This is a genomic window from Mesorhizobium helmanticense (assembly GCF_003034915.1).
Classification (GTDB): Bacteria; Pseudomonadota; Alphaproteobacteria; order Rhizobiales; family Rhizobiaceae; genus Mesorhizobium; species Mesorhizobium helmanticense.
In genome coordinates this window covers 80,678-107,289 of sequence record NZ_PZJX01000029.1, presented here as the reverse complement: position 1 = coordinate 107,289, position 26,612 = coordinate 80,678, and the positions used below count along the sequence as shown (strand labels likewise).

20 protein-coding genes are annotated in these 26,612 nt (G+C 63.3%); 14 read left to right on the top strand and 6 right to left on the bottom strand.

What is annotated here, in order from left to right:
* Positions 1-92: 92 nt before the first annotated feature.
* The 6 genes from C9427_RS16935 (at position 93) to C9427_RS16910 (ending at position 6,611) form a co-directional block, all read left to right on the top strand.
* Entirely contained in the window at positions 93-1,667 is a 1,575-nt protein-coding gene (locus tag C9427_RS16935; protein WP_107650279.1) for a trimethylamine methyltransferase family protein, read from the top strand.
* A 96-nt stretch (positions 1,668-1,763) separates the two neighbouring features.
* Positions 1,764-2,444 carry a 4Fe-4S dicluster domain-containing protein gene (locus C9427_RS16930; protein ID WP_107650278.1) on the top strand — a complete coding sequence of 227 codons (681 nt, stop codon included), beginning with the start codon at positions 1,764-1,766 and terminating at the stop codon, positions 2,442-2,444.
* A 106-nt stretch (positions 2,445-2,550) separates the two neighbouring features.
* Positions 2,551-3,285, top strand: coding sequence for a dienelactone hydrolase family protein (locus tag C9427_RS16925; protein WP_107650277.1), 735 nt, complete (start codon positions 2,551-2,553; stop codon positions 3,283-3,285).
* 87 nt (positions 3,286-3,372) lie between these two features.
* Positions 3,373-3,936, top strand: coding sequence for an RNA polymerase sigma factor (locus C9427_RS16920; protein WP_107650276.1), 564 nt, complete (start codon positions 3,373-3,375; stop codon positions 3,934-3,936).
* Between the two features lie 2 nt (positions 3,937-3,938).
* A complete protein-coding gene (locus tag C9427_RS16915) occupies positions 3,939-6,101 on the top strand; it encodes a vWA domain-containing protein (RefSeq protein WP_107650275.1) in 2,163 nt (720 codons plus the stop codon).
* Positions 6,102-6,353: 252 nt separating this feature from the next.
* Positions 6,354-6,611: a hypothetical protein gene (locus C9427_RS16910; RefSeq protein ID WP_245437093.1), complete on the top strand. Its 258-nt coding sequence runs from the start codon at positions 6,354-6,356 to the stop codon at positions 6,609-6,611.
* 16 nt (positions 6,612-6,627) lie between these two features.
* Here the strand turns inward: C9427_RS16910 and bmt are convergent, their stop codons facing one another.
* Together bmt and C9427_RS16900 are read right to left on the bottom strand one after the other, a co-directional pair.
* Positions 6,628-7,644: a betaine--homocysteine S-methyltransferase gene (gene bmt, locus C9427_RS16905; RefSeq protein ID WP_107650273.1), complete on the bottom strand. Its 1,017-nt coding sequence runs from the start codon at positions 7,642-7,644 to the stop codon at positions 6,628-6,630.
* 91 nt (positions 7,645-7,735) lie between these two features.
* Positions 7,736-8,578, bottom strand: coding sequence for a helix-turn-helix domain-containing protein (locus C9427_RS16900; protein WP_107650272.1), 843 nt, complete (start codon positions 8,576-8,578; stop codon positions 7,736-7,738).
* 228 nt (positions 8,579-8,806) lie between these two features.
* Here C9427_RS16900 and C9427_RS16895 point away from each other — a divergent pair, with 228 nt between their 5' ends.
* Both C9427_RS16895 and C9427_RS16890 read left to right on the top strand, forming a co-directional pair.
* The gene (locus C9427_RS16895) at positions 8,807-9,817 is read left to right on the top strand and encodes a fatty acid desaturase (protein ID WP_167434382.1); all 1,011 of its coding nucleotides are present in this window, start codon (positions 8,807-8,809) and stop codon (positions 9,815-9,817) included.
* Positions 9,818-9,912: 95 nt separating this feature from the next.
* Positions 9,913-10,713: a phosphate/phosphite/phosphonate ABC transporter substrate-binding protein gene (locus C9427_RS16890; RefSeq protein WP_107650271.1), complete on the top strand. Its 801-nt coding sequence runs from the start codon at positions 9,913-9,915 to the stop codon at positions 10,711-10,713.
* Positions 10,714-10,731: 18 nt separating this feature from the next.
* Here the strand turns inward: C9427_RS16890 and C9427_RS16885 are convergent, their stop codons facing one another.
* The 4 genes from C9427_RS16885 to C9427_RS16870 form a co-directional block, all read right to left on the bottom strand.
* The gene (locus tag C9427_RS16885) at positions 10,732-12,099 is read right to left on the bottom strand and encodes a M24 family metallopeptidase (RefSeq protein ID WP_107650270.1); all 1,368 of its coding nucleotides are present in this window, start codon (positions 12,097-12,099) and stop codon (positions 10,732-10,734) included.
* On the bottom strand, positions 12,096-13,505 hold the full coding sequence (locus C9427_RS16880; RefSeq protein ID WP_245437092.1) for an ArnT family glycosyltransferase: 1,410 nt from the start codon (positions 13,503-13,505) through the stop codon (positions 12,096-12,098). The genes C9427_RS16885 and C9427_RS16880 overlap by 4 nt, the downstream gene beginning before the upstream one ends.
* A 194-nt stretch (positions 13,506-13,699) precedes the next feature.
* Positions 13,700-16,270, bottom strand: a complete 2,571-nt coding sequence (locus C9427_RS16875; protein WP_107650268.1) for a GcvT family protein — start codon at positions 16,268-16,270, stop codon at positions 13,700-13,702.
* Positions 16,271-16,364: 94 nt separating this feature from the next.
* Entirely contained in the window at positions 16,365-17,942 is a 1,578-nt protein-coding gene (locus C9427_RS16870) for a trimethylamine methyltransferase family protein (protein ID WP_107650267.1), read from the bottom strand.
* A gap of 207 nt (positions 17,943-18,149) precedes the next feature.
* On the opposite strand from C9427_RS16870, the gene C9427_RS16865 reads away from it, so the two are divergent.
* From C9427_RS16865 to C9427_RS16840, 6 genes are all read left to right on the top strand, one after another.
* Positions 18,150-20,057 (top strand): phospholipase D-like domain-containing protein, encoded by a 1,908-nt coding sequence (locus C9427_RS16865; protein WP_107650266.1) that lies wholly within the window; start codon positions 18,150-18,152, stop codon positions 20,055-20,057.
* 150 nt (positions 20,058-20,207) lie between these two features.
* Entirely contained in the window at positions 20,208-21,383 is a 1,176-nt protein-coding gene (locus C9427_RS16860; protein WP_107650265.1) for an MFS transporter, read from the top strand.
* A gap of 94 nt (positions 21,384-21,477) precedes the next feature.
* Positions 21,478-22,635, top strand: coding sequence for an MFS transporter (locus tag C9427_RS16855; RefSeq protein ID WP_107650264.1), 1,158 nt, complete (start codon positions 21,478-21,480; stop codon positions 22,633-22,635).
* A gap of 82 nt (positions 22,636-22,717) precedes the next feature.
* Positions 22,718-24,784, top strand: a complete 2,067-nt coding sequence (locus C9427_RS16850) for a prolyl oligopeptidase family serine peptidase (RefSeq protein ID WP_107650263.1) — start codon at positions 22,718-22,720, stop codon at positions 24,782-24,784.
* Positions 24,785-24,816: 32 nt separating this feature from the next.
* Positions 24,817-24,939 (top strand): capsid protein, encoded by a 123-nt coding sequence (locus tag C9427_RS16845; RefSeq protein WP_097575053.1) that lies wholly within the window; start codon positions 24,817-24,819, stop codon positions 24,937-24,939.
* A gap of 49 nt (positions 24,940-24,988) precedes the next feature.
* The gene (locus C9427_RS16840) at positions 24,989-26,368 is read left to right on the top strand and encodes an aspartate aminotransferase family protein (RefSeq protein ID WP_107650262.1); all 1,380 of its coding nucleotides are present in this window, start codon (positions 24,989-24,991) and stop codon (positions 26,366-26,368) included.
* Positions 26,369-26,612: the final 244 nt, after the last annotated feature.

The window sequence follows — 26,612 nt, the reverse complement described above, 5'->3', positions numbered from 1 at the left end:
CGGGCCGTTTCGAATAGGGTGCATGGCTACGATCCGGCCAGAAGCTGCGGTATGCGGCCGCAACAATTTTCGGGTTTCAGGGAAGAAACATCATGAGTGAGAACGCGCCAGTCGATCAGGAAGCGTCAAATGCCAGACGTGGCCGCGCTGCCAGCGGCGGCGCCGCCGCGCGGCGGGCGGCGCGCTCGGGCGGCGGCCCCGGCACCCAGCTCACCTATATCAAGCGCAAGATCAACGTCTATGAAGTGCTTGACGAGGAAGGGCTGGCGCTGATCGAAAAGAACACCGACACGGTGCTGGAAGAGATCGGCATCATCTTTCGCGACGACGCCGAGGCACTGCAACTCTGGAAAGAGGCGGGCGCCGACGTCAAGGGCGAGCGCGTGCACTTTCCGAAAGGCCTCTGCCGCTCGCTGCTGAAGACCGCGCCGTCCGTCTATACCCAGCATGCCCGCAATGCGGACCGCTCGGTGCAGGTTGGCGGCAACGCCACGGTGTTCGCGCCAGTCTACGGGCCGCCCTTCGTGCGCGATCTCGACGGTGTCAGGCGCTATGCGACGATCGAGGATTTCCGCAATTTCGTGAAGCTCGCCTATATGGCGCCGTCGATCCACCATTCGGGCGGCACGGTGTGCGAACCGGTCGACGTGCCGGTCAACAAGCGCCATCTCGATATGGTCTATTCGCACATCAAATATTCGGACAAGCCGTTCATGGGCTCGGTGACCGCGCCGGAGCGCGCCGAAGACACGGTGGCGATGGCCAAGATCGTGTTCGGCGACGATTTCGTCGAGAACAACACCGTGCTGACCAGCCTGATCAACGCCAATTCGCCGATGGTGTTCGACGAAACCATGCTGGGCGCGCTGAAAGTCTATTCGCGTCACAACCAGGCCTGCATCGTCACGCCCTTCATCCTCGCCGGCGCGATGAGCCCGGTGACGGTCGCCGGCACGCTGACGCAGGTGCTGGCCGAAGTGCTGGCCGGCGCGTCGTTCACGCAGCTGATCCGGCCGGGTGCGCCGGTGCTGTTCGGCACCTTCGCCTCGTCGATCTCGATGCAGTCGGGCGCGCCGACCTTCGGCACGCCGGAGCCGTCGCTGGTCTCCTATGGCGCAGCACAGCTTGCCCGTCGTCTCGGCCTGCCGTTCCGTACCGGCGGTTCGCTGTGCGCGTCGAAGATACCGGATGCGCAAGCGGCCTATGAGAGCGCCAACACGCTGAACTCGACGATCCTTGCCGGCGCTAATTTCGTGCTGCACGCAGCTGGCTGGCTCGAGGGCGGGCTCGCCTCCTGCTACGAAAAATTCATGATGGATATCGACCAGCTCGGCATGATGCAGAAATTCTCCGAAGGCGTCGACCTGTCGGAGAACGGCCAGGCGATGGATGCCATTCGCCAGGTCGGTCCGGGCAGCCACTATCTTGGCTGCGATCACACCCAGGCCAATTTCCAGACCGCCTTCTACCGATCCAACATCGCCGACAACAATTCCTACGAGCAGTGGCTGGCCGAAGGCGAGAAGACCGCGCCGCAGCGGGCCAACGAACTCGCCCGCCGCTGGCTGGAAAGCTACGAGGCGCCGCCTCTCGATCAGGGCATCGATGACGGTCTGAAGGACTTCATCGCCAGGAAGAAGGCGTCGATGGCCGACGCCTTCACGTGAAAGGAGCCCGAGTCAGGCGGGGCTAAAGTCGCCAACATCATCCACAAGGAAGTCTGGCGGAGCGCCTTCTCCGACCCGGACAAGAAGGGATGATTTGTGCGCGGCCTGATCGAAAGCATCGCGGCAGCGCTGGCCAGTGACGGCCTGATCCTGCGCGGTGGCTTCAATATCACGGACAGCGAGGCAGCGCCGCCCGGTCTCTCCGGCGCTCCTGTCAAATCCGTGCTGCTGGTGGGGCAGGCGGGTGCCGAGTCGTGGCCGCATTTCTTGCGCTGGCGGGAGAACCAGTCCCAGACCATTGTCAATCCGCTCGATACCTGGTCACGCGAAGTGATCGGCGCGGTGGCGAAAGATTTTGGCGCGCGCGCCGTCTCACCTTCGGACAAGCCCTATCTGCCGTTCCAGCAATGGGCGATGCGGGCGGAAGGGCTGAAGCCGTCGCCGCTTGGCATCCTGATGCATCCGCGATACGGGCTCTGGCACGCCTATCGCGGCGCGCTGCTGTTCGAGGATGAGATTCCGGTTCAACCGGCTGAAGCGGCGATACATCTTTGCGATGCATGTGTCGAAAAACCCTGCATGAAATCCTGCCCGGTTGACGCCTATTCCGCGGATGGCTTCGCTTATGAATCCTGTCTGGCGCATGTGCGCGGAACCGAGGGCGGGGCATGCCGTACTGGCGGTTGTCTCGACCGCAACGCGTGTCCCTATGGCACGGATTACCGCTATTCGCCGGAGGCTCAAGCCTTCCACATGGCGAGTTTTGCCGGTCTTTAGCCCGCGGCCATCCCAGCACGAAATGTTGAAGACGAGGCCCGGGAAAGCGCCTTGTCCTGTCGGCTCGCCCGGATATGTATCGCACGACAATTGAACGGAGCGGGCCATGGCGAAGCAGGACATTCAGATCAAGACCAGGGACGGCGTGGCGAAAGCGGGGTTGTTCCGGGCGACCGGGGCCTCGTCCAAGGCTGGCATCATCCTCTATATGGACGCATTCGGTCCGCGACTGGCGCTCGACGGCATGGCTGAGCTCTTGGCGGGGGAGGGCTATGCGGTGCTGGTGCCGGACCTGTTCTATCGCAATGCGCCTTACGGGCCATTTGACGCCAAGACCGCATTCACGGTGGAGACCAGCAAAGCCGCACTGATGGCGCTGGTGAGCGGCACGACGCAGGAGATGACCATCAGCGACGGCGGCGCCTTTCTCGACGCGCTGGCCGGCGAAGGCGTGACAGGACCGATTGGCGTAGTCGGCTATTGCATGGGCGGCGCAAGGGCGCTGAATGCCGCCGCCTCCTATCCCGACCGCATCGTTGCCGCGGCCAGTTTGCATGGCGGCAATCTCGCCAGCGACGCCGCCGACAGCCCGCACCGGAAGGCCACGTCGATCAAGGCGCGTGTCTATGTCGGCACGGCGGGCGTGGACAGAAGTTTTCCGCCGGAGCAGTCGGCACGGCTTGCGGAAGCGCTGCGCGTGGCGGAAGTCGACCACACGATCGAGAACTATGTCGGTATGGCGCATGGCTGGTGCGTGCCGGACCACAGTGTCTTCGATGCGATCGGCGCCGAGCGTCACTGGAAGCGGCTGACCACGCTGTTTGCCGAGACGCTGGCGTAGGCTCCGACGGTCACTATCGGACCACCTTTCCAAAAATTTCTTTCCATCATCCAAAGGAATCACCACTAGCCTTCGTCCAACAGGCAAATGACGGCGATGATGCTGGATGAAAGCGAAGCCTCCGACGCCGAGTTGATCGGGCGGGCGAAGGGCGGAGACAGAGGGGCTTTCGGCAAATTGCTCGAAAGGCACTATGGTTTCGTCTATCGCGCCGCCTATCGCTGGTGCGGGAAAAAGGCCGACGCCGAGGACATCGCCCAGGAAGTCTGCGTCCGGCTCGGCCGGGCGATCCGCGACTATCGTGGCGGCGGCGCCTTCACGACCTGGCTCTACACCATGACGCTGAACGCGGCGCGCGACATGATGCGTAAGACCGCCCGAGAGACGATCAAGACCGAAGCCTATGGCGCCTACGCGCTGATCTCGGGAGAGGCGCAGGCCGAGCCGGAAGACCCGGCAGAGGCGCTTTGGGCGGCGGTGCGAAAGCTGCCGGACAAGCAGCGCGACGCGGTGCTTCTGGTCTACGGCGAAGAGCTCAGCCACGCAGCCGCCGCCGAGGTGATGGCGATTTCGGAGGCGACGGTTTCCTGGCACATCCATGAAGCGAAGAAACGGCTGAAGACGCTGATGCGCTCGGCCGGGGAAGTGTGACCATGGTCGACGACAACGAACTCAACAGGCTGCGCCACGCAGATGTACCGGTGCCGGATGCCGACGCGAAGGCGCGTGCCTTCGAGGCCGCGATGCGCGCCTATGACATGGACGAAAAAACTGACACCGCCGCCCAAGGATCGGCGAGCGGTCTTCGTCTCACAGAGCGAGCACAAAAGCTCTGGAGCGAAATCATGCCAAAGAAACTCTTCGCCACGCCGGCCATTGCCGGGCTCGTTGCCCTGCCGATCGCCGGATACGCCACCATCTATATGCTGCAGGAGCAGTCGCTCCATTCCAGTACGGGCGGGAAGATCACCGAAACGCTGGCCGACAAACCAGCCACCGTGAAGCCGCTGACGGTAGCCGAGCCGGACAAGCAGAAGAAAGCCGACGCCGACAGCGAAAGCCGCGACGCGACCGAGGCGCTTGTCGCGCCGGCGCCGCCGCCGAAATCCGAGTCGACTGCTGCCGGCGGCCTGGTGCAGCAGGATCCGTCGGCAGCGCCGGTTTTGTCGCCGAGGTTTGACCTAAAGACGTACAAAAATACCAAAGATATGCAGCACGGCACTTTGCCGGCCGCGCCCGCGCCCAGTGATGAATTTTCCCGGGAGAGTGCCGGGCTCATGCCGAGCGCGCCCAATGCAGCCCGGGTCGGCCGCATGCCAGGCGCCGAATCCAAGCTGATGGTGCAGCCGAAGGCCATGCCGGCCGACCAGATGCTGCCGCCGGAGCAAAACCGCGACCGCGTCGAGGATTTCAAGACCAATCCGGTGCGCGCAGCGCTTGAAGACCCGGTCTCGACCTTCTCGATCGACGTCGACACGGCCTCCTATTCCTTCGTGCGGCGCTCGCTGAAGGAAGGTGCTTTGCCGCAGGCCGACACGGTCCGCGTCGAGGAGATGATCAATTACTTCCCCTATGACTGGAAGGGTCCGGACGCTGCCACGACACCGTTCAACTCGACCGTCAGCGTCATGCCGACGCCGTGGAACGAGCACACAAAGCTGATGCATGTCGCCATCAAGGGTTTCGACGTCAAGCCGGCCGAGCAGCCCAAGGCCAATCTGGTCTTCCTGATCGACGTCTCGGGCTCGATGAACGAGCAGGACAAGCTGCCGCTGCTGCAGTCGGCCTTCCGCCTGCTGGTCAGCAAGCTGAAGCCCGACGACACGGTCTCGATCGTCACCTATGCGGGCGATGCCGGCACCGTGCTCGAACCGACCAAGGTCTCGGAGAAGGACAAGATCCTCAATGCCATCGATACTTTGAGGCCTGGCGGCTCGACAGCCGGCGAGGCGGGCATCAAGGAAGCTTACCGGCTGGCGCAAAAGTCCTTCGTCAAGGACGGTGTCAACCGGGTGATGCTGGCCACCGACGGCGACTTCAATATCGGCCAGACCGACGATGACGATCTGAAGCGGCTGATCGAGCAGGAGCGCAAGACCGGGGTGTTCCTGTCGGTGTTCGGCTTCGGCCGCGGCAATCTGAACGACCAGATGATGCAGACCATTGCCCAGAACGGCAACGGCACGGCCGCCTATATCGACACTTTGGCCGAGGCCGAGAAGGTGCTGGTCGAGGATGCGTCCTCGACACTGTTCACCATCGCCAAGGACGTGAAGATCCAGGTCGAGTTCAATCCGAACAAGGTCTCGGAATACCGGCTGATCGGCTACGAGACCCGTGCGCTCAACCGCGAGGATTTCAACAACGACCGCGTCGATGCCGGCGAGATCGGCTCCGGCCATTCGGTCACCGCGATCTACGAAATCACGCCGAAGGGCAGCGGCGGCGAACAGATCGATCCGCTGCGCTACGGCCAGGCTTCGGTGAACAATGGCGGCGTTGCCAACGCCGACGAATATGCCTTCGTCAAGATCCGCTACAAGCTGCCGAACGAGGACGTTTCCAAGCTGATCACCACGCCGGTGACTTCAGCCAATGAAGTGTCGTCCTTCGACCAGGCCAGCACCGATCAGCGCTTCTCCGTCGCGGTCGCGGCCTTTGGCCAGAAACTGCGCGACGAGGATGCGACCGCGAAGTTCGGCTACGACAGGATCATGGAGATTGCCACCGCCGCCCGGGGAGCCGACCCGTTCGGATACAGGTCCGAGTTCCTCTCGCTTGTGCGCCTTGCCTCGGCGCTCGGCGGCAATCGGTAGTGGCGATGAGGTGGGATCGTTCTGAATGCCGGCCCACGGGCGGGTGAGGCAGGCCGGCGAAGGATTTTTCCTTCGCCGGCCTTTTTTGTTAGGGCGACGTGCGGCCAATTGGAAGCACAAGATACGCCCGGACACTTCGACGCGCAAAGGAGCTTTGTTCCGGATTTGTTAAATTACGCAGCAATTCCGGCACAAGATCGCAATCTCCTGTTGTTACGCTGTAGCTAATATAGGGACTTGAGGGAGCCGGGCGTGGCGATCAGGGCTGTTGAGAACGCAGTGCCGGCAGCGGCATCGGGGTTGTCAGCGGAATCCCGCCGTATCAGGGACGATGTCGATGCGGCCCTGCATACGGCGATATCGGCTCTGAACAATGATCGCTTCCGTATGATGCTGGAGCAGATCACCGATCCGCGCCCGTCGACTGCAGCGATGTCAATTGGCGGCGACAAGACTGCCGTCGAGGACTGCCCATTGACGCGGTCCCAAACCGTCGAAAACAAGCAATAGGCGAAACCGGATAGCGTCAGGCGCGGCTGCGCCGGCGTTCGCGGCGGGCCTCGCTGGTCTCGGCGGTATTTTCCGTCGCCACCTTGTTGCGCATCGGGCCAATGCGCTCGACGATCGTTTCGACTGTCGGGCGATCCGACCTGGTGTGCGCATCGAGCGCCTTGCGCATCGCGGCAAGGTGCTGGAACGAGGTGCCACAGCAACCGCCGACGATCCTGGCGCCGGCATCGACGGCGAGCCTGACATAGTCGGCCATCAGTTCGGGCGTGCCGGAATAGTGGATCTCGGTGCCGCGGAATTCGGGAATGCCGCAATTGCCCTTGACGATCATCGTCGCCTCCGGCTTCGCCTCGGTCATGTCGAGCAGCGAGGCGAGAATGTCGGAGGCGCCGACACCGCAATTGGCGCCAACGCCGAGCGGCGCCTGCGACAGTCCATCGACGACGCCATGTATATCCTTCGGCAGCAGGCCCATCATGGTGCGGCCGGCGGTGTCGAAGGAGCCGGTATAGGTGTAGGGCAGGCCGACGCGGATGGCGGCTTGCGCCGCGGCGCGGATTTCGTCCGGCGCCGACATGGTTTCGATCCATGCGACTTCAGCGCCGCCGGCCTTGAGTCCTTCGATCTGTTCGGCAAAGGCGTCGACCGCCTCGTCATAGGTCATGGCGCCGAGCGGCACCAGCAATTCGCCGGTCGGGCCGACCGAGCCGGCGACGATGACCTTGCGGCCAGCCTTGTCGGCGACGGCGCGGGCGATCTCGGCGGCCCGCTGGTTCAGCATATGCACGCGGTCCTGCGCATGATGCAGCTTCAAGCGATGGCGGGTGCCGCCGAAGGAATTGGTCAGGATGATGTCGGCGCCGGCATCGACAAAATTCTGGTGCAGGCTGGTGATGGTGTCGGGCGCGGTCTCGTTCAACAACTCGGGAGCCTCGCCGGCCTCCAGCCCCATGGCGAACAGATTGGTGCCGGTGGCGCCATCGGCGAGCAGAACGCCCTTTTCGGCAAGCAGCGCGTCGATCGGGTTGGTCATGGTGAGATACGCCTTCCAGGGAATTTTCTTTGGATAAGGATATAAAGAACTCTTTATATGGCGTCAATGTCGAGAGGCGCGCTGTCGCCTGTCAAAATCGCATCTCGGCCAGCCTTTGCGTGAAGCTGGCGGCCTCATGCGCGTTGACATCCGCGGCACGGATCAGATTGTCGAAATGGCTGGTCAGGGTGCGGACCGGCTGGGTCGCGTTGAGCACCAGATACATGTCACCGACATAGATGGCGGCGCGATAGGGGCCGAAGATGGTGTAGGGGATCGAATAGCGCATCCGCCCGTCATAGAGAAACAGTCGGAAGGTCGGATAAAGGTCGTCGAGCAGCGTTGCCATGTGGAGAAGCTGCTGGCGGCGTTCGGCCTCCGGGAAACGATCCCACACGCCCAGCCCGCGCGCAAAGATCTCCAGTGTGTGGCGCGGCATACAGACTTCCATGTCGGTTTCCGGCCGCCGGTTGTAGTCGATGCGGTATTGCGTCTCGCCGGCCTGCGCCTCGCGGCTCTTGTTGGCGATGCCCGCTTCATAGTCGACCAACGCCTCGGTGCGCAGGAGGTCGGGAATGCCGGCCGGCACGTAGCGGATTTTCGTGCCCGCGGCCTCGGCATGCCATTTGGCCAGCAGCGTGCGGTCGAAGCCGTCGGGCGCCTCCTCGATCTCGAGGCTTTCGCGGATTTCGCCGGTGACGCCCTCGTCCTGGCTGAGGCCGAGCAGCCAGTCGAGCGACACCTTGAATTCGGCGGCGATGTTGAGCAGCGTTTCGGCGCGGGGCAGGCGGGTCGAGGCGCCGGAGAGTAGCTGCGAAAGCGCTGAACGGTCGATGCCCACAGCCATGGCGAAAGCGGACTGGTTCAAGTCCGACCGTGTCAAGAGCATTTTCAGGCGCTCGCGAAAGATCGTCGACAGGTCGCGCTTGTCCATCGTTTCCGCTCCGGCTTCGGGAGGAAAAATTTGCGCTGAGGCCAACGAGACCATGCCTCAGGCGTAAATGAATCCTCAGGTTTGTTTACAATACATAACATGTGCGGCTTTAAATGCGCAATCGCAACAGTTCGTGCACTTTGTCGCGTTGCGGCAACCGATCACTCCTGACACAATGCTGTCAGGAATCAGAGGGATTCCGGCGACTGAAAGGCAGTGGTCGATCGTATGACGAACACGGGTAATGGACGACGCAGTGCAACGGCCATCGAATGGCCGACCGTGTTTCTCACCTTTTTCTGCTACGGCATCTGGCTCATTGCCGGGTTTCTGATCTGGCCGTCCTACCCGATCCTGGCCCTTGCCATACTGTCCTTCACCGCCGCGCTGCAATCATCGATCATGCACGAAGTGCTGCACGGTCATCCGACCCGCAACGCGCGGGTCAACGAAGCGTTCGTCTTCCTGCCGATCGGTCTCGCCTGGCCCTACCGCCGTTTCAAGACCATTCATCTGCGCCACCACGCCGACGAACGGCTGACCGATCCGCTTGACGACCCCGAGAGCTACTACAAGGCGCTGTGGCATCATGACGAATTGCCGCCGGCGATGAAGTTCGTGCTCAGGATCAACAACACCATGGTCGGCCGCTTCGTGCTCGGCCCATGGCTTTCCTGCATCGGCTTCTTCATCGACGACGCCAAGCAGATGGCCGCCGGCGACAGGACGATCCGCAAGGCATGGCTGCTGCACGCGATTGGTCTCGCAGTGGTGCTGCCCATCGTGCAGTTCGGCTTCGGCATCCCGCTGTGGCTCTACATCCTGGTGCCGGTGTGGCTCGGCCAGTCGCTGATCTCGGTCCGCACCTTTGCCGAGCACCAATGGTCGGAGCATCCGGAAGGCCGCACGGTGATCGTCGAGCGTTCGCCGCTGTCCTTTCTGTTCCTCAACAACAATTTGCACCTCGTCCATCACAAGAGCCCAACAGTGGCCTGGTACCGGCTGCCGAAGCTGTTTGCCGACCGCCGTGACGAATGGCTGCGGATGAACAATGGCTACGCCTATCCGAATTATTTCGCGCTGCTCAGGGCCTACGCCTTCAAGGCGAAAGAGCCGGTCGTCCACCCTGTGCTCAGGCGTTCGCCGGAGCTGGGCAGGGCATTCAAGCCGCGCGTCAGGGCGCGCAGCCTCAATGGGCTTGGCAGCGCACCGGTTCCCGCCGAGCCGCCGAAAGAATGAGTTTTGCGACTTTGCCGCGTTAGCGGCTATGGTCGTTACGGGCGTCTGGCGCCGGTGATCCCATCAATCCTCTGGCATAACGGTCGATTTCCGGCATGAGCGAATTCGTTGCGGCGTTGCCGATGTATGACTGGCCCGAAATGCGGGGCGAGGTCGATGCCCAGTGGGTACGGCTGCGCGATGCCTTTCGGCAGGCAGGCATCGACGCGCCGCAGTCTATTGTCCGCCGCAATGGCGACCTGCCGCCGGTTCCGGGAGGTATCCGCGACGCCGAAGGCAAGATCATCGCGCCCGATCCTGCGACGCTTCCCCCGGACGAACTCGATTTTCACCGGCTCTGGCTGCATCCGGCGCTGCTCTTCGCGCAGACCTGCTGGGGGCCGATGGACCATGGCCTGTCGGCGCATGTCCAGGTGGTCGCCCAGCCAAGCTACGATACCTATGAAGGCGGCCAGGGCGAGCTCTATTCCAGCGCGCTGGTGATGCGGGCGGATGGCGGGCCATCGGTTGCGTCGCCGGATGACGGTGCTCCGCTGATCCCGCTCGATCTCTTGCGCGGCAAGCGCTTCACCTTCAACGATACCGGTTCGATGTCGGGCTTCCTCGGACTGAAGCGCGATCTGGAGGCTATGGGTGACAGCTTCGACTTCTTCGCGGCAAGGCAGCCAAGCGGCGGCCACCGCGCCTCGATCGTCGCCATTGCAGAGGGCAGGGCCGATGTCGCGGCCATCGACTGTGAGAGTTGGGCGCTGGCGCGTCGCTTCGAGCCAGCGGCGCAAGCGGTGAAGGTCGTTGGCTGGACGGGGCGGCGCAAGGGCCTGCCGTTCATCACCGCCAGAACGACGCCGGAAAAGATCGTCGCCGCGTTGCGCGAGGCTGTCGCGGCGGTTGGCTGAAATCGAATCGGGAAGCGATCAGCCGCCCAGCAGCCGCTCGTCGAGCGGATAGGTCGAGAGCTGCTCGTTGCCGGTTTCGGTGATCAGGATCTGCTCCTCGATCTTGACGCCCTCGTGGCCGCCGAGCCGGCCGATATAGCTCTCGACGCACAGCACCATGCCGGCTTCGAGAACGCCGTCCGGCGTATCTTGCGTCCAGTCGCTGGGATGCGGCAGCGTCGGGTATTCGTCGGCGAGGCCAACGCCGTGATAGAGCACGCCATAGCGCGTCGGGAAGCAATCTCCAGGCGGCACCGCCGAGCGTTCGACAAGATCGCGGAACGATGTGCCCGGCTGCATCAGGGCGGTGTTGCGGGCGATCTGATCGGCGGCGATGCGGTAGAGGTCTTGCTGTTCGTTCGAGGGTCTCTTGTCGCCGCAGAGCCAGGTGCGCGACAGGTCGGCGCAGAAGCCGTAGGGGCCGATCAGGTCGGTGTCGAACGCAACGAGATCGCCGGCTTCGATGATTCGGGACGAGCATTCCTGGAACCACGGATTGGTGCGCGGGCCCGACGATAACAGCCGGGTTTCGATCCATTCGCCGCCGCGCGCAATGTTGCCGCGGTGCAGTTCGGCCCATAACTCGTTTTCGGAGATGCCTGGCTTCAGCACCCTTTCCATCTCGCCCATCGCCGCTTCGCAAGCGACGATCGAGCGGCGCATGGCGAGGATCTCGTCGGGCGATTTGATCAGCCGCGCATTCTCCATCACCGCTTCGCCATTGCCGGCGGAAATGCCGAGGCGGGCGAGTTCCTCGGCGCCCTGGGGGTTGATGTGGTCGACGGCAATGCGGCTGTTGCCGCCGCCATGCTCCCGCACAAGGTCGGCGATGCCAGCCGCCCAGCGGCGGACCTTCAGTTCGGTCAGTTCGCCGCTGTAGAGATACATCCACGACACCGCCGGCCGCACCTCGTCGACGACGCCGGAATGGTCGGAGAGATGCTCGCAGGAGAAATAATCGAACAGCACCACCGGGCCCTCGGTAGCGACGAAACAATGCCTGGTCGGATTGTGTGCGACCCAGAGCTGCATGTTGGTCGAGTCGGTCGCGTAGCGGATGTTGATCGGGTCGTAGAGCAGGGCTCCGGCATAGTCGCGGCGCTTGAGTTCGGCACGGACGCGGTCGAGACGGTATTGGCGCATGGCGGGCAAGTCGGGAGCGGCGATGCCGGCGGCCTGCCATTCGGCTTCCGCCAGTGCGCCATAGCCCAGCACATGCTGGTTGAGTTCGGCGGCTTTCCGGCGCGACTTCAGGCGCAGCGCATCGATGGAACCGGCTTCACCCGGCTCGAACGGCATGATCTTGCGGTGGCGACCGAACCGTCGCTCGGTGCCGTGCTCGCTCATTTTGCGTCCTGCTTCTTCAGCTTGACGACGTTTACAAGCCTGCCGTCGCTCGCGCCGAAAAATTCGGGAATCCTCAGACTATGGCTTGCGCCGTCCACGACAAAACCTGCCTGGTGGATGCGCTCCAGGATGCCCGGTTCCGGGTTTGGCTTGTCGAGCCAGACCAGCACGGCGGGCTCCTGCAGCAAGGCAGCAAAGCCTGGCACTTCTTTTCCGAGCACGACAAGGTTGGGGTCGGCGAGCCTGAGGTTTCCGACCCAGTGCCAGTCCGACGTGACCGTCTTGATCGCGCCATCCGCGGTCAGATCACGGTACAAGGTCTGGTAGTCGAGACGGACGACGCGCCCCTGGCCCTTCCCGCCATAGACCTGGTAGGCCCACGTCACGGGCAGGATCAGAATGGCCAGTGCGGCTGCGACGGTGATGACGAGGTTTTGTGCGATCCTGCCTTTTTCGCCGAGGGCATCCATGCGGACGGCGAAAGCAACAGGAAGAAAAAGCAGGATCGGCAGCAACCAGCGATCCTGGAATCGGGTGGCGCCACTGGCGAGCATCAGGATAATGGTGATGCAGAGTCCGAAGCCGAGAATGCGCCACACCAGTTTCTCGGAATCGGGAAATCGTTCGCGCAACGTCGATGGACCGATCCGCGCCGCCAGCATTGCCACCTCAAAGATCACGACCGGCAGAATGGCAAAATTCAACACGGCCTGGCCGAGGTCGAGGATGCCGCGCAGCGCGACGGGAAGGGCGCCGTTACCGTCATCGATGCCGAACTTGTAGCTGCGTGCCAGCAGATCTCCCGGATGCGTGGCGTTCCAGTACAGTGTCGGCACACATACCAATATCGCCGCGATCAAGCTGATCACGATCTGCGGACGCAGGATGACCTGGCGCGTTTTGCGCAACGACAAGGCTGCCGCCAGCATTGCGGCGATCAGGATGACATTATTGTATTTCGCCAGAATGGCCGCGCCTATCGCAAGTCCGAACAGGACATAGGCCAGCGGTGACTTGCGCTGCAGAAGCTGGATCAGCGCCAGCAACAGCACGCCCGAAAGACACAAGGCGGCGACGCTGTGCGACAAGGTGTGCTGCATTTCCCAGATCACCTGGGGAAACAGCCATACGCCGAACATCGAAGCTACCGCGGTTCGCTGGGAGTATCCCAGCTTGCGCACGGCAACAAAGACCGACGTCAAGCCAATGAAAATCAGCGAGTATTTCAGGATTTTGAGCGTGACGATGCTGGTTCCAAACACCGACGACGTCAGCCAGCCGAGCCAGGAATAGAGCGGCGGCTGAGAGCCGCCATAGCCGGCCCATAAAAACCGCATATACATCAGCTGTTCGGAGTCATCGACGCCGACCCCGGTTCCCGCCCAGAGGCTGACAAGCGGCAGCACGACGATCTGAAGGCAGCAGTAAAGCGCGACCATGACGATCGCCGCGGGGAAGGGGCCGATCCTGGCCTCGCCGAGCCACTCGGCCCATTTCATGGAATACTTCAAGGAATTCTCATCGCCCAAGCCGGCACGATTTGCCGCCGGCTCCGCTAGCATGAGACCTTACCCTGCACAATGTAGCTCCAGCCTGTTCCCTAAGTCCGCATCTTCTCGCCGCTCGGATCGAAAGGCGGCTCGACATTGATGCGCGCCGGGCGTCGATGTCCGAGGATCTCGATTTCGAACAGTCCGGTGCTCTCATCCTCGGCAAGTGCCGCAGGTACATAGCCCTGCGCCATCGACTTCTGCACATAGTGCGCATAGCCGCCGGAGGTGACCCAGCCGACCACGCGCCAGTCGCCGTCGACGATGCCGCGCACGGCCGAGGCGCCTTGTGCGGCCTTCGAGCCACGCACTTCCTTGCCAGAGGTGTCGAAGCGCGGCGCGCCGTAGCCATGCGGCTTTTCCACCGTGCCATAATCCTTGCCGACCTTGGCCCAGATCGGCTCATCGCCCATCACATCGGCGTCGGCGGCGTCGACGAAGAAGGAGACGCGGCGCAGTTTCGGTCCTTCCGCCTGTTCCCTGGCGGCGGCCTCGCGGCCGATGAAATCGTTCTTCTCCAGCTTGATGAAGCGGTCCATCGCGCCTTCGAACGGCCCGTAGATCGGGCGCAGTTCGCGGAACCAGGTCGGAAAGTTCTTTTCCAGGCGCATCGACAGCAGGGCGCGCATGCCAAAATCGACCAGGCCGAATTCCTCGCCGGCATCCTTGATCGCCTTGTAGACCAGGCGCTGATAGGCTGGCGCCATCCAGATCTCGTAGCCGAGGTCGCCGGTATAGGTGATGCGGTTGACCATGCAGGGCGCGCCGCCGACCGCCATCTCGCGGAAATCCATGAAGCGGAAGGCCTTGGTCGAAATGTCGACATCGACCAGCTTCTGCAGCAGGTCGCGGGATTTCGGCCCGGCGATGGAGAGACCGACCAGCGTCTGGTCGAAGCGGTGAATGCGCACGCTACCGTCCTTGGGCAGGTGCTTTTCGAACCAGCGCATATGGTATTTCTGCGCGGCGGACGAGCCCCAGATCATGAAGCGGTCTTCTCCGGCCTTGGCGATGGTGAAGTCGCCGATCAGCTTGCCGAATTCGTTGATCATCGGCGTCAGCACGATGCGGCCGGTCTTCGGCATGCGATTGGTCATCAGCCGGTTGAGGAAGTCTTCCGCTCCCGGTCCCGACACCTCGTATTTGGCGAAGTTGGCGATCTCGGTGACGCCGACCTTGTCGCGGGTGGCGCGCACTTCCTCGCCGATCGGGCCGAAATCGTTGGAGCGGTGGAAGGAGACGATGTCCTTCGGCTCCTTGCCCTTCGGCGCGAACCAGAGCGGGGTCTCGAGACCCCAGCTGTCGCCCATGACGGCGTTGTTGGCCAGCATCGTGTCGTAGAGCGGCGTCGTCTGCGCCGGCCGCGCGGCCGGCAGTTCCTCATTGGGGAAGCGGATGGAGAAGCGGCGCGAATAGTTTTCGCGCACCTTGGCGTTGGTGTAGCGCAGGCTCGCCCATTCGCCGAAGCGGGCCACGTCCATGCCCCAGACGTCGAAGCCCGGATCGCCATGGACCATCCAGTTGGACAGCGCGAGGCCGACGCCGCCGCCCTGGCTGAAACCGGCCATGACGGCGCAGGCGCACCAGAAATTGGTCAGGCCTTGCACCGGGCCGACGAGCGGGTTGCCGTCGAGCGCGAAGGTGAAGGGGCCGTTGATGATCTGCTTGATGCCGGCTTTTTCGATGCCGGGGAAATGCTTGAAGCCGATCTCCAGCGACGGTGCGATGCGGTCGATATCGGGTTGCAGCAGCTCATGGCCGAAATCCCAGGGCGTGTTGACAGGCGACCACGGTTTGCAGGCCTTTTCGTAGGTGCCGAGCAGGATGCCGTTACGCTCCTGGCGGGTGTAGATCTCGCCCTTGAAGTCGAGCACGCCGATCATCTCGCGGCCGGTCGATTTGTTGAATTCCTCGACCTCCGGCATCGGCTCGGTGAGCAGATACATGTGCTCCATCGCCAGCACCGGCAATTCGACGCCGACCATGCGGCCGATCTCGCGCGCCCACAGGCCGCCGCAGTTGACGACGTGCTCGGCCTTCACCGTGCCTTGCTCGGTGACGACGTTCCAGGTGCCGTCGACCTCCTGTGTCAGTTCGACGACGCGGTTGCGCAGCACGATCTCGGCGCCGAGTTTTTTCGCCGCCTTCGAATAGGCAATGGTCGTGCCGGAGGGGTCGAGATGACCCTCGACCGGATCCCACATGGCGCCGACGAAATTGGTCTCGTCCATCAGCGGGAACATCGCCTTGGCCTCGGACGGGGTGATCAGCTCGGTGTCCATGCCGAGATAGCGGCCCTTGGCGTGGGCAAGCCGCAGGAAGTCCATGCGCTCTGGCGTATCTGCCATCATCACGCCGCCGGTCAGGTGCAGCGAGCAGGACTGGCCGGAAATCTCCTCGATCTCCTTGTAGAGTTGCACGGTGTAGGCCTGCAGCTTGGCGACGTTGGGGTCGCCGTTCAGCGTGTGGAAGCCGCCCGCCGCATGCCAGGACGAGCCGGAGGTAAGCTCCGAGCGTTCGATCAGCATGATGTCGGTCCAGCCGGCCTTGGCCAGATGATAAAGCACCGAGCAGCCGACGACGCCGCCACCGATGACAACCGCTTTGACGTGAGATTTCATAAAGTTAGGTCCGTTTTTGCATAAACTGAATCAGTTGATTTGTCAGCAATGACTCCGCGCCTCGACGCGAAGTCATCGTGTTGCCGAGTGTCGGTCAGAAATCGGTTGGTGCGCCGCCTTCGGCACGGCGCTTTTCGACGAAGGCGTTGAGTTCTTCGCGAATGGCCGGGTCGATGTATGGCTCTTCATAGGAAGCCAGCCTTTCCTTCCACACCTTGTTGGCCTTTTCGAGTGCCGTCGGCGAGCCGGCTTCCGCCCAGGTCTCGAAATTGCGCCAGTCGGAAAGGATCGGCGAGTAGAAGGCGGTCTTGTAGCGGTCCTGCGTGTGCTGGGTGCCGAAGAAATGACCGCCCGGGCCGACCGACTGGATGGCGTCGAAGCCGAGCGCCTCTTCCGAAAGGTCGAGCGGGGTCAAGAATTCGGCCACCATCTGCAACAGGTCGATGTCCAAAATGGTCTTCTCATAGGAGCAGCGCAGGCCGCCTTCGAGCCAGCCGGCCGCATGCATCATCAGGTTGCCGCCGCCCTGGATGGCGCCCCACAGCGAAAACACGCTTTCATAGGCAGCCTGCGCGTCGACCGTGTTGGCGGCGCAGGTGTTGGAGGTGCGGTAGGGGATTTGATAGCGGCGGGCGAGCTGGCCGCCGACCAGCTGCGCCTTCATGTATTCCGGCGTTCCGAAAGCCGGCGCGCCGGATTTCATGTCGACGTTGGACGTAAAGCCGCCATAGCCGACCGGAGCGCCCTTGCGGACCATTTGCGCGAAAGCGATGCCGGACAGCGCCTCGGCATTCTGCTGCACCAGCGCGCCGGCGATGGTGACCGGCGCCATGGCGCCGGACAGGGTAAATGGCGTGACGATGACGACCTGGCCCTTGCTCGACATCTGGATGATGCCTTCCATCATCGGCACGTCGAGCTTGAGCGGCGAATTGGTGTTGATGATGGTGAAGACCGACGGCTCCTCGAGCAATTGCTCGTGGCTGATGCCCCGCGCGATGCGGGTGATCTCGATGCCGTCGACATTGCGCTCCTTGCCGAGCGAATAGATGTGGAAGACCTTGTCGGTCAGCGTGGCAAGATCGCGGATGCATTCGAGGTGGCGGACCGACGGATGGATGTCGATCGGCTCGACCGGATAGCCGCCGGTGCAGTTCAGGATGTTGTGCATCTGCGCCAGCCGCAGGAAATTGCGGTAGTCCTGCTGGTTGCCGGGCCTGCGGCCGCGATCGATATCGGAGCAGTTGGGCGCCGACGCCATCATCGAGAGGATCAGATTGTCGCCGCCAAAGCGCACATTGTGCGCAGGATTGCGGGCATGGATGGTGAATTCCGACGGGCAATGCGAAACGAGTTCGAGGATCATGTCGCTGTCGAAGCGCACCCGCTCGCTGCCTTCGCGGACATCGGCGCCATGCGCCTTCATGATGCCGCGGGCTTCATCGTGCAGGACGTCGACGCCGATTTCCCTCAGCACCCGCAAGGAGGCAAGGTGGATCGATTCCAGCTCGTCGTCGGAGACCAGCTTGGTCGGCGTCAGCGGGATTTTCAACTGGCGAAACGGTGGCTGTTCGAACGACGCCGAGCCGCCGGCGCGCTTGCCCGCGCGGCCGCCGCGACGGGCGCGATCGGTTGCCAATGGCGGTTCGGCGGGGTGAAGGGCGGCGGTCATGACAGGGCCTCGTACGCTGCGATAATGCGGCGGCATAATGGACCGCCGGCTGTCCAGCCATTGCGGAGGCGGCGACCACTAGGGCGAGGGAAGCGACATGCCGAAAGGGCAGCTGGACGATGCGGGTGCCACAACGTGAAATGCGTTGCAGTTCTGTCTTCTGCTTCTGGCATACTTCCTTGTTGAGCAACTTCGAGGGGGACCGCAATGCCGGACGTCATCAAAGTGCGTGCTGCCACAAACAACGAAGTTGCGTTCCTGTCATGGGATCTCGATGGGATGATCCCGGGCTGTCTCGGCTTCGAGATCGTGCGCCTCTATCCCGACACCGGCGAGGAGCGTTGCCTGGCGTCGTGGGTGCCGTTCAAGGGCCAGCGCAATCCGAGGTGGATCCCGCAGGACACCGGCGTATGGCCGGTGCAAAAGACATTCTGGCGCGACCTCACCGTGCGGCGCCGCCGCGACAGTCTCGGCGTCAGGCCGCAGGGCGAGATGATCGCCTACCGTGTGCGCCCCGTCGGCGACATGAAGCCGGGCCTCGATCCGGTGCCGGTGCGCCCGGATCAGGTCGTCGACGGCGAACCCGCCTATACCGGACCGGCGCGGCCGCTTGGCTATCTCGGCCAGGGCGCCGTCAGCCCGCCGATCTTTCTCGGGCAGATGTTCGGCAAGGCGCGGGTCGCCTTCACCAATGGCGTGCTGTCGACGCAATGGATGTCACGCGCCCTGGAGGATGCCGGGATCAAGGTCGGGCAGCGCGACAAGATCAGGGCCGAGCTCGAGCGTCCCGGCAGCGAGATACGCGCCTATCTGCATGGCGATGTGCCGGATGTGCTCACCAGCCTGATGAAACGGGCCAAGGCCGAGGGCGGCACTGTCAGGCTTGCGCTTTATGAACTTGGCGACGATGAACTCTGCGACGCCATCATCGACGCCAAGGATGTCGTCGACGTCATCCTCTCGAATTCGGGCAGGGATATCCAGACCAAGGCCTGGGATGCCGGCAACGCGCCTTTCAGAAAGCGGCTGCGCGACGCCGGCGTCACGCTGACCGATCGTCTGTTCAACAACAACCATATCGGCCACAACAAATTTGCCGTCTACCGCGATGCGCAAGGCAATGCGCAGGCGGTCATGACCGGCAGCACCAACTGGACCTCGACCGGCATTTGCGGGCAGACCAACAATGCCTTCATCCGTGACGACCCTGCGATGGCCAAGGTGTTCGATGCCTATTGGGAGCGCATGAAGGCCGACGTGTTCCCGCCGCCGGCCAGCGAAAGCGCGGCCGGTCGGGTCGCGCAGACGCAAGGCGTGCCGTTTCGCAGGGAAAACCACATACCAAACCCGCTGAACGGCGCCTCGGCAAACCTGGACGGCATGACGGTATGGTTTTCGCCGAACGATCCCGACCGCAACAAGAAAGACATCTCGGTGCGGCCGGTCGACCTCACGGATGTTTTCGCCAGGATCAAGGCGGCGAAGCGCGCGGTGCTCTTCCTGGTGTTCAATCCTTCGCGGCTTGGCGAAAATTCGATCGTCGACCAGGCCGTCGCGGCGGCCAAGGCGGATCCTAAGCTGATCGTGCAAGGCGCGATCAGCGACCCTGCCGCCATGCCGAACTACGTCGCCCCGACCAAGGATCCGGTCACCCACAAATCGAACAAGGACGGCAAGACGCCATTCGTCTTTCCCGAAAAAGTCTGGGAGGCGCCGAACGTGTCCATCGTCAGGGCGGCAAATCTCACCGGAGCCACGGTTGCGCGCGACTTCCAGGCAGAGGTGCTGACCGTCGGCCACGCGATCGTCCACGACAAGATCGTGATCATCGATCCGATGGAAGACAACGCCACCGTCATCACCGGCAGCCACAATCTCGGTTACAAGGCGTCCTACGAGAATGACGAGAATTTAGTGATCGTCGAAGGCGACAAGACCTTTGCCGCAGCCTATGCGGTCCACATGCTCGATGTGTTCGACCACTACAAGTTTCGCGCCTGGCGCCGGACCATCGGGAAAGGACCTTCTGATAACGACGGGCTTTCCATCGACGACAAGTGGCTGAAGCCCTACGCGGACGGCAAGAAGGGAGCGATTGCCCGCTATTTTCCGTAGTCTCTGCTTGCAGGGCATGCACGATTCGTCGTGCAGGCGATGGTCTTTTGGCGCAAGCGGATTCCGTGTGCCGGCCCTTTCTTTCGCGAAATCGAACCGCTAGCTGGGTGATTTGCCGATCGGATGGTCTGCAATTCACAGGGATGGCGGATGGTCGCGACCAGTTCGAGCGATGGCGAGGCGGGAACGCAGTGGGCGGCACTTGCCGGCGTTACTGCCGCCCTGGCCATGTTCGGCGCCGCGCAAGGGCTGAGCTATCCGCTGTTCACGCTGCTGATGCAGCGGCAAGGCATGTCGCCGGCGCTGATCGGCCTTTCCGCGGCGATGATGCCGGTTGGCCTCATCCTGTCGGCTTCGTTCGTGCCGGCCGCCGTCCGGCTCGTAGGTGCGCGCAATCTCGCCGTCGGCTGTTCGCTGGCCGGCGCGCTCTGCTTCTTGGGCATCGGCTATCTGCAGGATTGGGTCGCCTGGTTCATCATCCGCTTTCTCGTCGGCGTGGTCATCAATCCGCTCTATGTGCTTGGCGAGGTGTGGGCGCTGTCGCTGGCGCCACCGTCGCGCCGTGGCCGGGTGATGGGCGTGTTCAATACGCTGCTGGGCGCCGGCTACGCGGCGGGGCCGCTGATCCTGATCACGGTCGGCACATCGGGATGGCCTCCCTTCGTCGCGGCGATATCGGGCTTTGCACTCTGCGCACTGATCCTGCGCGCCGTCTCGTCCAAACTCACCGGTTTCGAGGATGACGGCCAGATCCAGGGCGGCATCGTCGGCTTCGCCAGGCTGGCGCCGGCGCTGCTGCTGGCGGTCCTGGTTGCGGCCGCCGTCCAGCAGAGCACCTATGCGCTGATCCCGGTCTTCGGCACCGGCTACGGCTTGCCGGAAGCGAGGCTGGCGGCGCTGGTGACGGCGCTGTCGGCCGGCAACATCCTGCTGCAGATCCCGCTTGGGCTGATGGCCGAGCGCTTTGGCGGCCGGGCGATGATCGTGTTTTGCGCTTTGGCGACGGCCGCTTGCGCGCTGTTGCTACCGCTCGTGATCACGACGCCGCCCGTCTGGCCCGTGCTGGTGGTGATGGGTGCGGTCGGCTACGGCGTCTATACGATGGCGCTGGTCGAACTCGGCAGCCGGTTCAAGGGGACCGCGCTTGTCGCCGGCAACGCCGCCTTCGCCCTGATGTGGGGCGCCGGCGGCATTGTCGGCCCGCCCGGCGCCGGCTCGCTGATGCAGGTGATCGGTCCGCTTGGGCTGCCGGCGGTTATCGCCGGGCTCGATGCGTTGCTGATCGCGTTCGCGCTCTACCGCTCCGCCAAGCGCAAAAACTCCTGACAGGCTTTGGCGGGAGCAAGCGGGTTTTTCCCTGGCGGGGCTTACCCCCATCGGACAGAGCCGCTAGTCCTGGAACCCTTATTAGGTGCGGATCATGGATCTGGCGGAAACGGACAACGAGGCAATGCAGTGGGCAGCGATCACCGGCGTGATCGCGACCGTTTCGGTGTTCGCCATCGCGCAAGGGCTCTCCTATCCGCTGCTGAGCTTCATCCTGCAGCGGCAGGGTGTCTCGCCAGCCATGATCGGGCTGTCGGCGGCAATGACGCCAATTGGCTTCATCGTCTCCTCGCCGCTGATCCCGGCTTTGGCACGCCGGTTCGGGGCAGGGCGCACGGCGCTCACCTGCGCGGCGCTTTCGGCGATCGTGCTGGCGCTGATCGGCTGGACTCAAAACGTCTATCTGTGGTTTCCGCTGCGCTTCCTGATCGGCGCGGTGACCAACCCGCTCTACGTCTTGAGCGAAATCTGGGTGATCGCGTTGGCGCCGCCGGCACGCCGCGGCCGCGTCATGGGCGTCTATTCCACGATCATCTCGGCGGGTTTCGCCGCTGGGCCGCTTTGCCTGCTCGCCGTCGGCACCGAGGGATGGCCGCCCTTCCTCGTCGGCATCACCGCTTTTGTGTTCTGCGGTGCCTGCCTCGCGACGGTGCTGCCACGGCTGCCCAAGGTCGACGAGGCCGGGCACCGGGTTTCTGTCATGGGGTTCATGCCGATGGCCTGGCTGCTGTTGTCGGCGGTCGTCGTGGCCGCCGGCTTTGAGCAAGGGGTGCTGGCGCTGCTGCCTGTCTACAGAACGCATTATGGCATCACTGAGACCCGCATGTCGGCGCTGCTGTCGGTAATGATCGCCGGCAACATCGCCATGCAGGTGCCGCTCGGCCTGCTGGCGGAACGGCTGACGGCGCGTCTGGTGCGCTTCATCTGCGTGTCGCTGACCGTGCTCGGATGCGTGCTGCTGCCGCTGCTCATCGAAACGCCGCTGATCTGGCCATGCGTCTTCATCTGGGGCGCGGTTTCCTACGGCATCTACACGATGTCGATCATCGAGCTCGGTGAGCGCTTTACCGGCTCGGCGCTTGTCGCCGGCAATGCCGCCTTCTCGCTGATGTGGGGCGTCGGTGGCATCCTCGTCCCGCCGCTCACCGGCGGCGTCATGGACGTCATCGGCGCGTCCGGCCTGCCGATTACGCTGGGCGCCATTTGCCTGGCGCTGGCAGTCATGACCGTCGTGCGACGCCGGATCGTGTAAGCGCAAAAAACGGCGCGTCGTCTTGAATATCGGTGCCGGCATGTCGATGTTGGCGACGCTAGATCACGTATTCGGAGATCATATGACCAAGCCGATCAAACAGGCGCAGTCGAATTCCGCGGCCGACCCCTTTCTCTGGCTGGAAGATCGAACCAGCAAGCAAGCGCTCGACTGGGTGCATCGCCAGAATGAAATAAGCGTCGGAGAATTGCAGGGCGATCCGTCCTACCAAGCAACGTTCCAAACCGCGCTGGACCTGATGACGGCCGAAGACAACATCGCCGTCGGTGCCGTGCTCAACGGTTATGTCTATAATTTCTGGCAGGACAAGACCAATATTCTCGGCCTCTGGCGGCGCACGACGGTCGCGTCCTACAAGACCGAGAAGCCGGAGTGGGAGACAATCATCGACTTCGACCTGCTGTCGGCGAAAGAGGGTGTGAAGTGGGTGTTCGGCGGCGCCAGCCGGCTTTACCCCGACTTTAGCCGCTGCCTGCTCTCTATGTCGCCCGATGGCGGCGACGCCAGCGAGATGCGCGAATTCGACATCGAAACCAAGTCTTTTGTCGAGGATGGCTTTCGGGCTCCCGCCTCTAAATCGAGCTTCGGCTGGCTGGACAAGGACACAGTCATCGTCTCGGCCGCCTTCGAGGAGGCGGACAAGACGCAGTCCGGCTATCCGCGCGTGGTCAAGCTGTGGAAGCGCGGCACCGCGCTGGAAGACGCGACGCCGATCTTCGAGGCTGAGAAAGAGGACCTCGCCGCAGGGGCTGCTCTCGAGTTCGATGGCCACAGACGCTATCTGGTCCTGGCCCGGACGCTGAATTTCTTCGCCTCGCACATCTTCCTGCGATTGCCTTCAGGCGAAAACAGACGCCTTCCCTTGCCTGACGACATGACCGACAGCGCGATCTTCCGCGATCAGCTTGTCTTCGGCGTGCGCAGCTCGTGGACGACGCCAGACGGCGTGGTGTGCAAACCGGACGGCCTTTATTCGCTGGACCTGGCGCGCTGGGTCGAAACTGGCGCCTTGGGTCCGGTGGAAACCCTGCTCGATCCGGCGCATCGTGTTTCCATCGCCGGCATCGCCCGCACGCAGGACCGATTGTTCATCAGCCTGATGGACAATGTGCGCGGCAAGGTCGTCGTCTGCGAACGCAACAACGGTACCTGGTCCCTGAAGCCCGTGGCGCTGCCGGACAATGGCAATGTCGGCATCGCCCACGCCGAGCATTTCGGCGCCAGTGTCTCTTTCTCCTTCACCGACTTCCTGACGCCGAGCTCGATCGTTTGGTCGGACGACGATGGCGCGACGCTTACCACGGTGAAATCCCAGCCGGCGCGTTTCGACGCTTCGCCTTTCATCTCGGAACAGTTCGAGGCACGCTCGAAGGACGGCACCATGATCCCTTACTTCGTCGTCAGGCGACGCGACCAGGATGGGCCGGTGCCGACGCTGCTTTACGGCTATGGCGGCTTCGAAGTGCCGCTGTTGCCGGGCTATGCCGGCGTGCGCGGCCGGCTGTGGCTGGAGAAGGGCAATGCCTATGTCCAGGCCAATATCCGGGGCGGCGGCGAGTTCGGCCCGAACTGGCACCAGGCGGCGCTCAAGGCCAACCGGCAGAATGCCTTCGACGATTTCGCCGCGGTCGCGCAGGATGTGGTGAAACGCGGCATCGCCACCGCAAGCTCGCTCGGCATCCAAGGCGGTTCGAATGGCGGCCTGCTGACGGGCGTTTCGTTGACGCAGCATCCCGAGCTGTTCGGGGCCGTGATCATCGAGGTGCCGTTGCTCGACATGCTGCGCTACACAGAATTGCCGCCCGGCGCCTCCTGGACGGCCGAGTATGGCGATCCGGCGAAACCGGACGAAGCGGCATGGCTCGCCGCCTATTCGCCCTATCAGCATGTCTCGGCCGATGCCGCCTATCCGCCGGTGCTGCTGACGACATCGACCGCCGATGATCGCGTCCATCCCGGCCATGCGCGCAAGATGGCGGCGCGGCTGCAGGCCGCCGGCCATGCCAAGACGTTGTTCTTCGAGGAGACCGAGGGTGGCCATGGCGGCCGCGGCGACCGTCGGCCGCAAGCAGCCCAGGCGGCGATGAAGTATGTCTTCCTGCAAAGGGCGCTGAGCGGAACGGCTTGAAACCCGGGCCTCAGGCAGCCTAAGGTGAGAGCATGGCTCGTACGAAGACATCTGGCGCCTTCGGGGTCGCGGTGACGCCGTCACCGCGCACGCTTCGTGCCGAGCTGCTCCGCCTGTGCGCCCGCATCGGCTATTCGCCGCCTGGCTGCCTCTGAAGAATCCGCCCCGGCCTTGCCGGATTGATTCAAAGAGGAATGACCTGAGATGACTTACCAGAATTACTCGCTGAAGCAGCTTCAGCAGATCGACGCCGCGCATCATCTGCATCCGTTCACCGACCACAAGGAATTGCGTGAGACCGGCTCGCGCATCATCACCCACGCCAATGGACCGTTCATCTACGATGCCGACGGGACGGAAATCCTCGACGGCATGGCCGGGCTGTGGTGCGTCAATGTCGGTTATGGCCGAGACGAGCTGGCCGATGCCGCCCATGCCCAGATGAAGGAGCTGCCCTATTACAATTCCTTCTTCAAATGCTCGACGCCGACGCCGGTACTGCTCTCCAGGAAGCTGGCGGAACTGGCGCCCAAGGGCGTCAGCCAGGTGTTCTATGGCTCGTCCGGCTCGGAGGCCAACGACACGGCGCTAAGGCTCGTGCGCCACTACTGGGCGCTGGAAGGCAAGCCGCAGAAGAACCGCATCATCGCGCGCAAGATGGGCTATCACGGCTCGACCATCGCCGGCGCCTCGCTTGGCGGCATGGACATGATGCACAAGCAGCTTGGCGGCGCCGTTCCCAACATCGTCCATGTGATGATGCCTTATGCCTATGAGTTGGCGCTGCCCGGCGAAAGCGATCATGATTTCGGCCTGCGCGCCGCCAAGGCCGTCGAGGACGCCATCCTCGAAGCTGGCGCCGACAAGGTCGCCGCCTTCATCGGCGAGCCGGTGATGGGCGCGGGCGGGGTTAAGATCCCGCCGATGAGCTACTGGCCGGAAGTGCAGCGCATCTGCCGCAAATACGATGTGCTGCTGATGCTGGACGAGGTCATCACCGGCTATGGCCGCACCGGCGAATGGTTCGCGGCGCAAACCTTCGACATCGAACCGGACACGATCACCACGGCCAAGGCGTTGACCTCCGGCTACCAGCCGCTGTCGGCGCTGCTGGTCGGCGACCGCATCGCGGCGACGTTGGTGGAGAAGGGTGGTGAGTTCTATCACGGCTACACCTATTCGGGTCACCCCGTGGCCTGCGCCGTGGCGCTGAAGAACCTGGAGATCATGGAACGGGAAGGCCTGGTCGACCGCGTCAAGAACGACACCGGACCCTATTTCGCAACAGCGCTGCAGGAGCGTATCGGTGGCCACGATCTGGTCGGCGAAGTGCGCTCGATCGGACTGATGGGAGCAATCGAGATCGTCAAGGACAAGGCGACCAAGGAGCGCTTCCTTCCCGCGGGCAGCGCTGCGGTAACCGTCCGCGATCACGCCATCGCCCAAGGCATGATGCTGCGCGCCACCGGCGACACGATGATCCTGTCGCCGCCGCTGATCTGGACGCGCGAGACGATCGACATGGCCTGCGAGCGCATCGCCAGGGCGCTGGATCTGGCGCAAGCGGATCTGCGCAAGCGCTGATCGGGACGATCTTGCCTGCCGTCAATCCTGGGGCGGAGCAAGGCGCTCCATCCCGGATGACGAAGCACAGGATCGAGCGCCGCGGGGTGCGGTTCCAGAAACGCAAAAACCGCGTCCCATCGGGAACGCGGCTTTTGCCAGATACGCATGGCGTTTCGCTACAAATGCACTTGCGAAACTTACGGGCTCCGGTACGCGAGACCTGATCCGGAGCGCCGGGCGGATATGTCCGCCTCGCAATCCG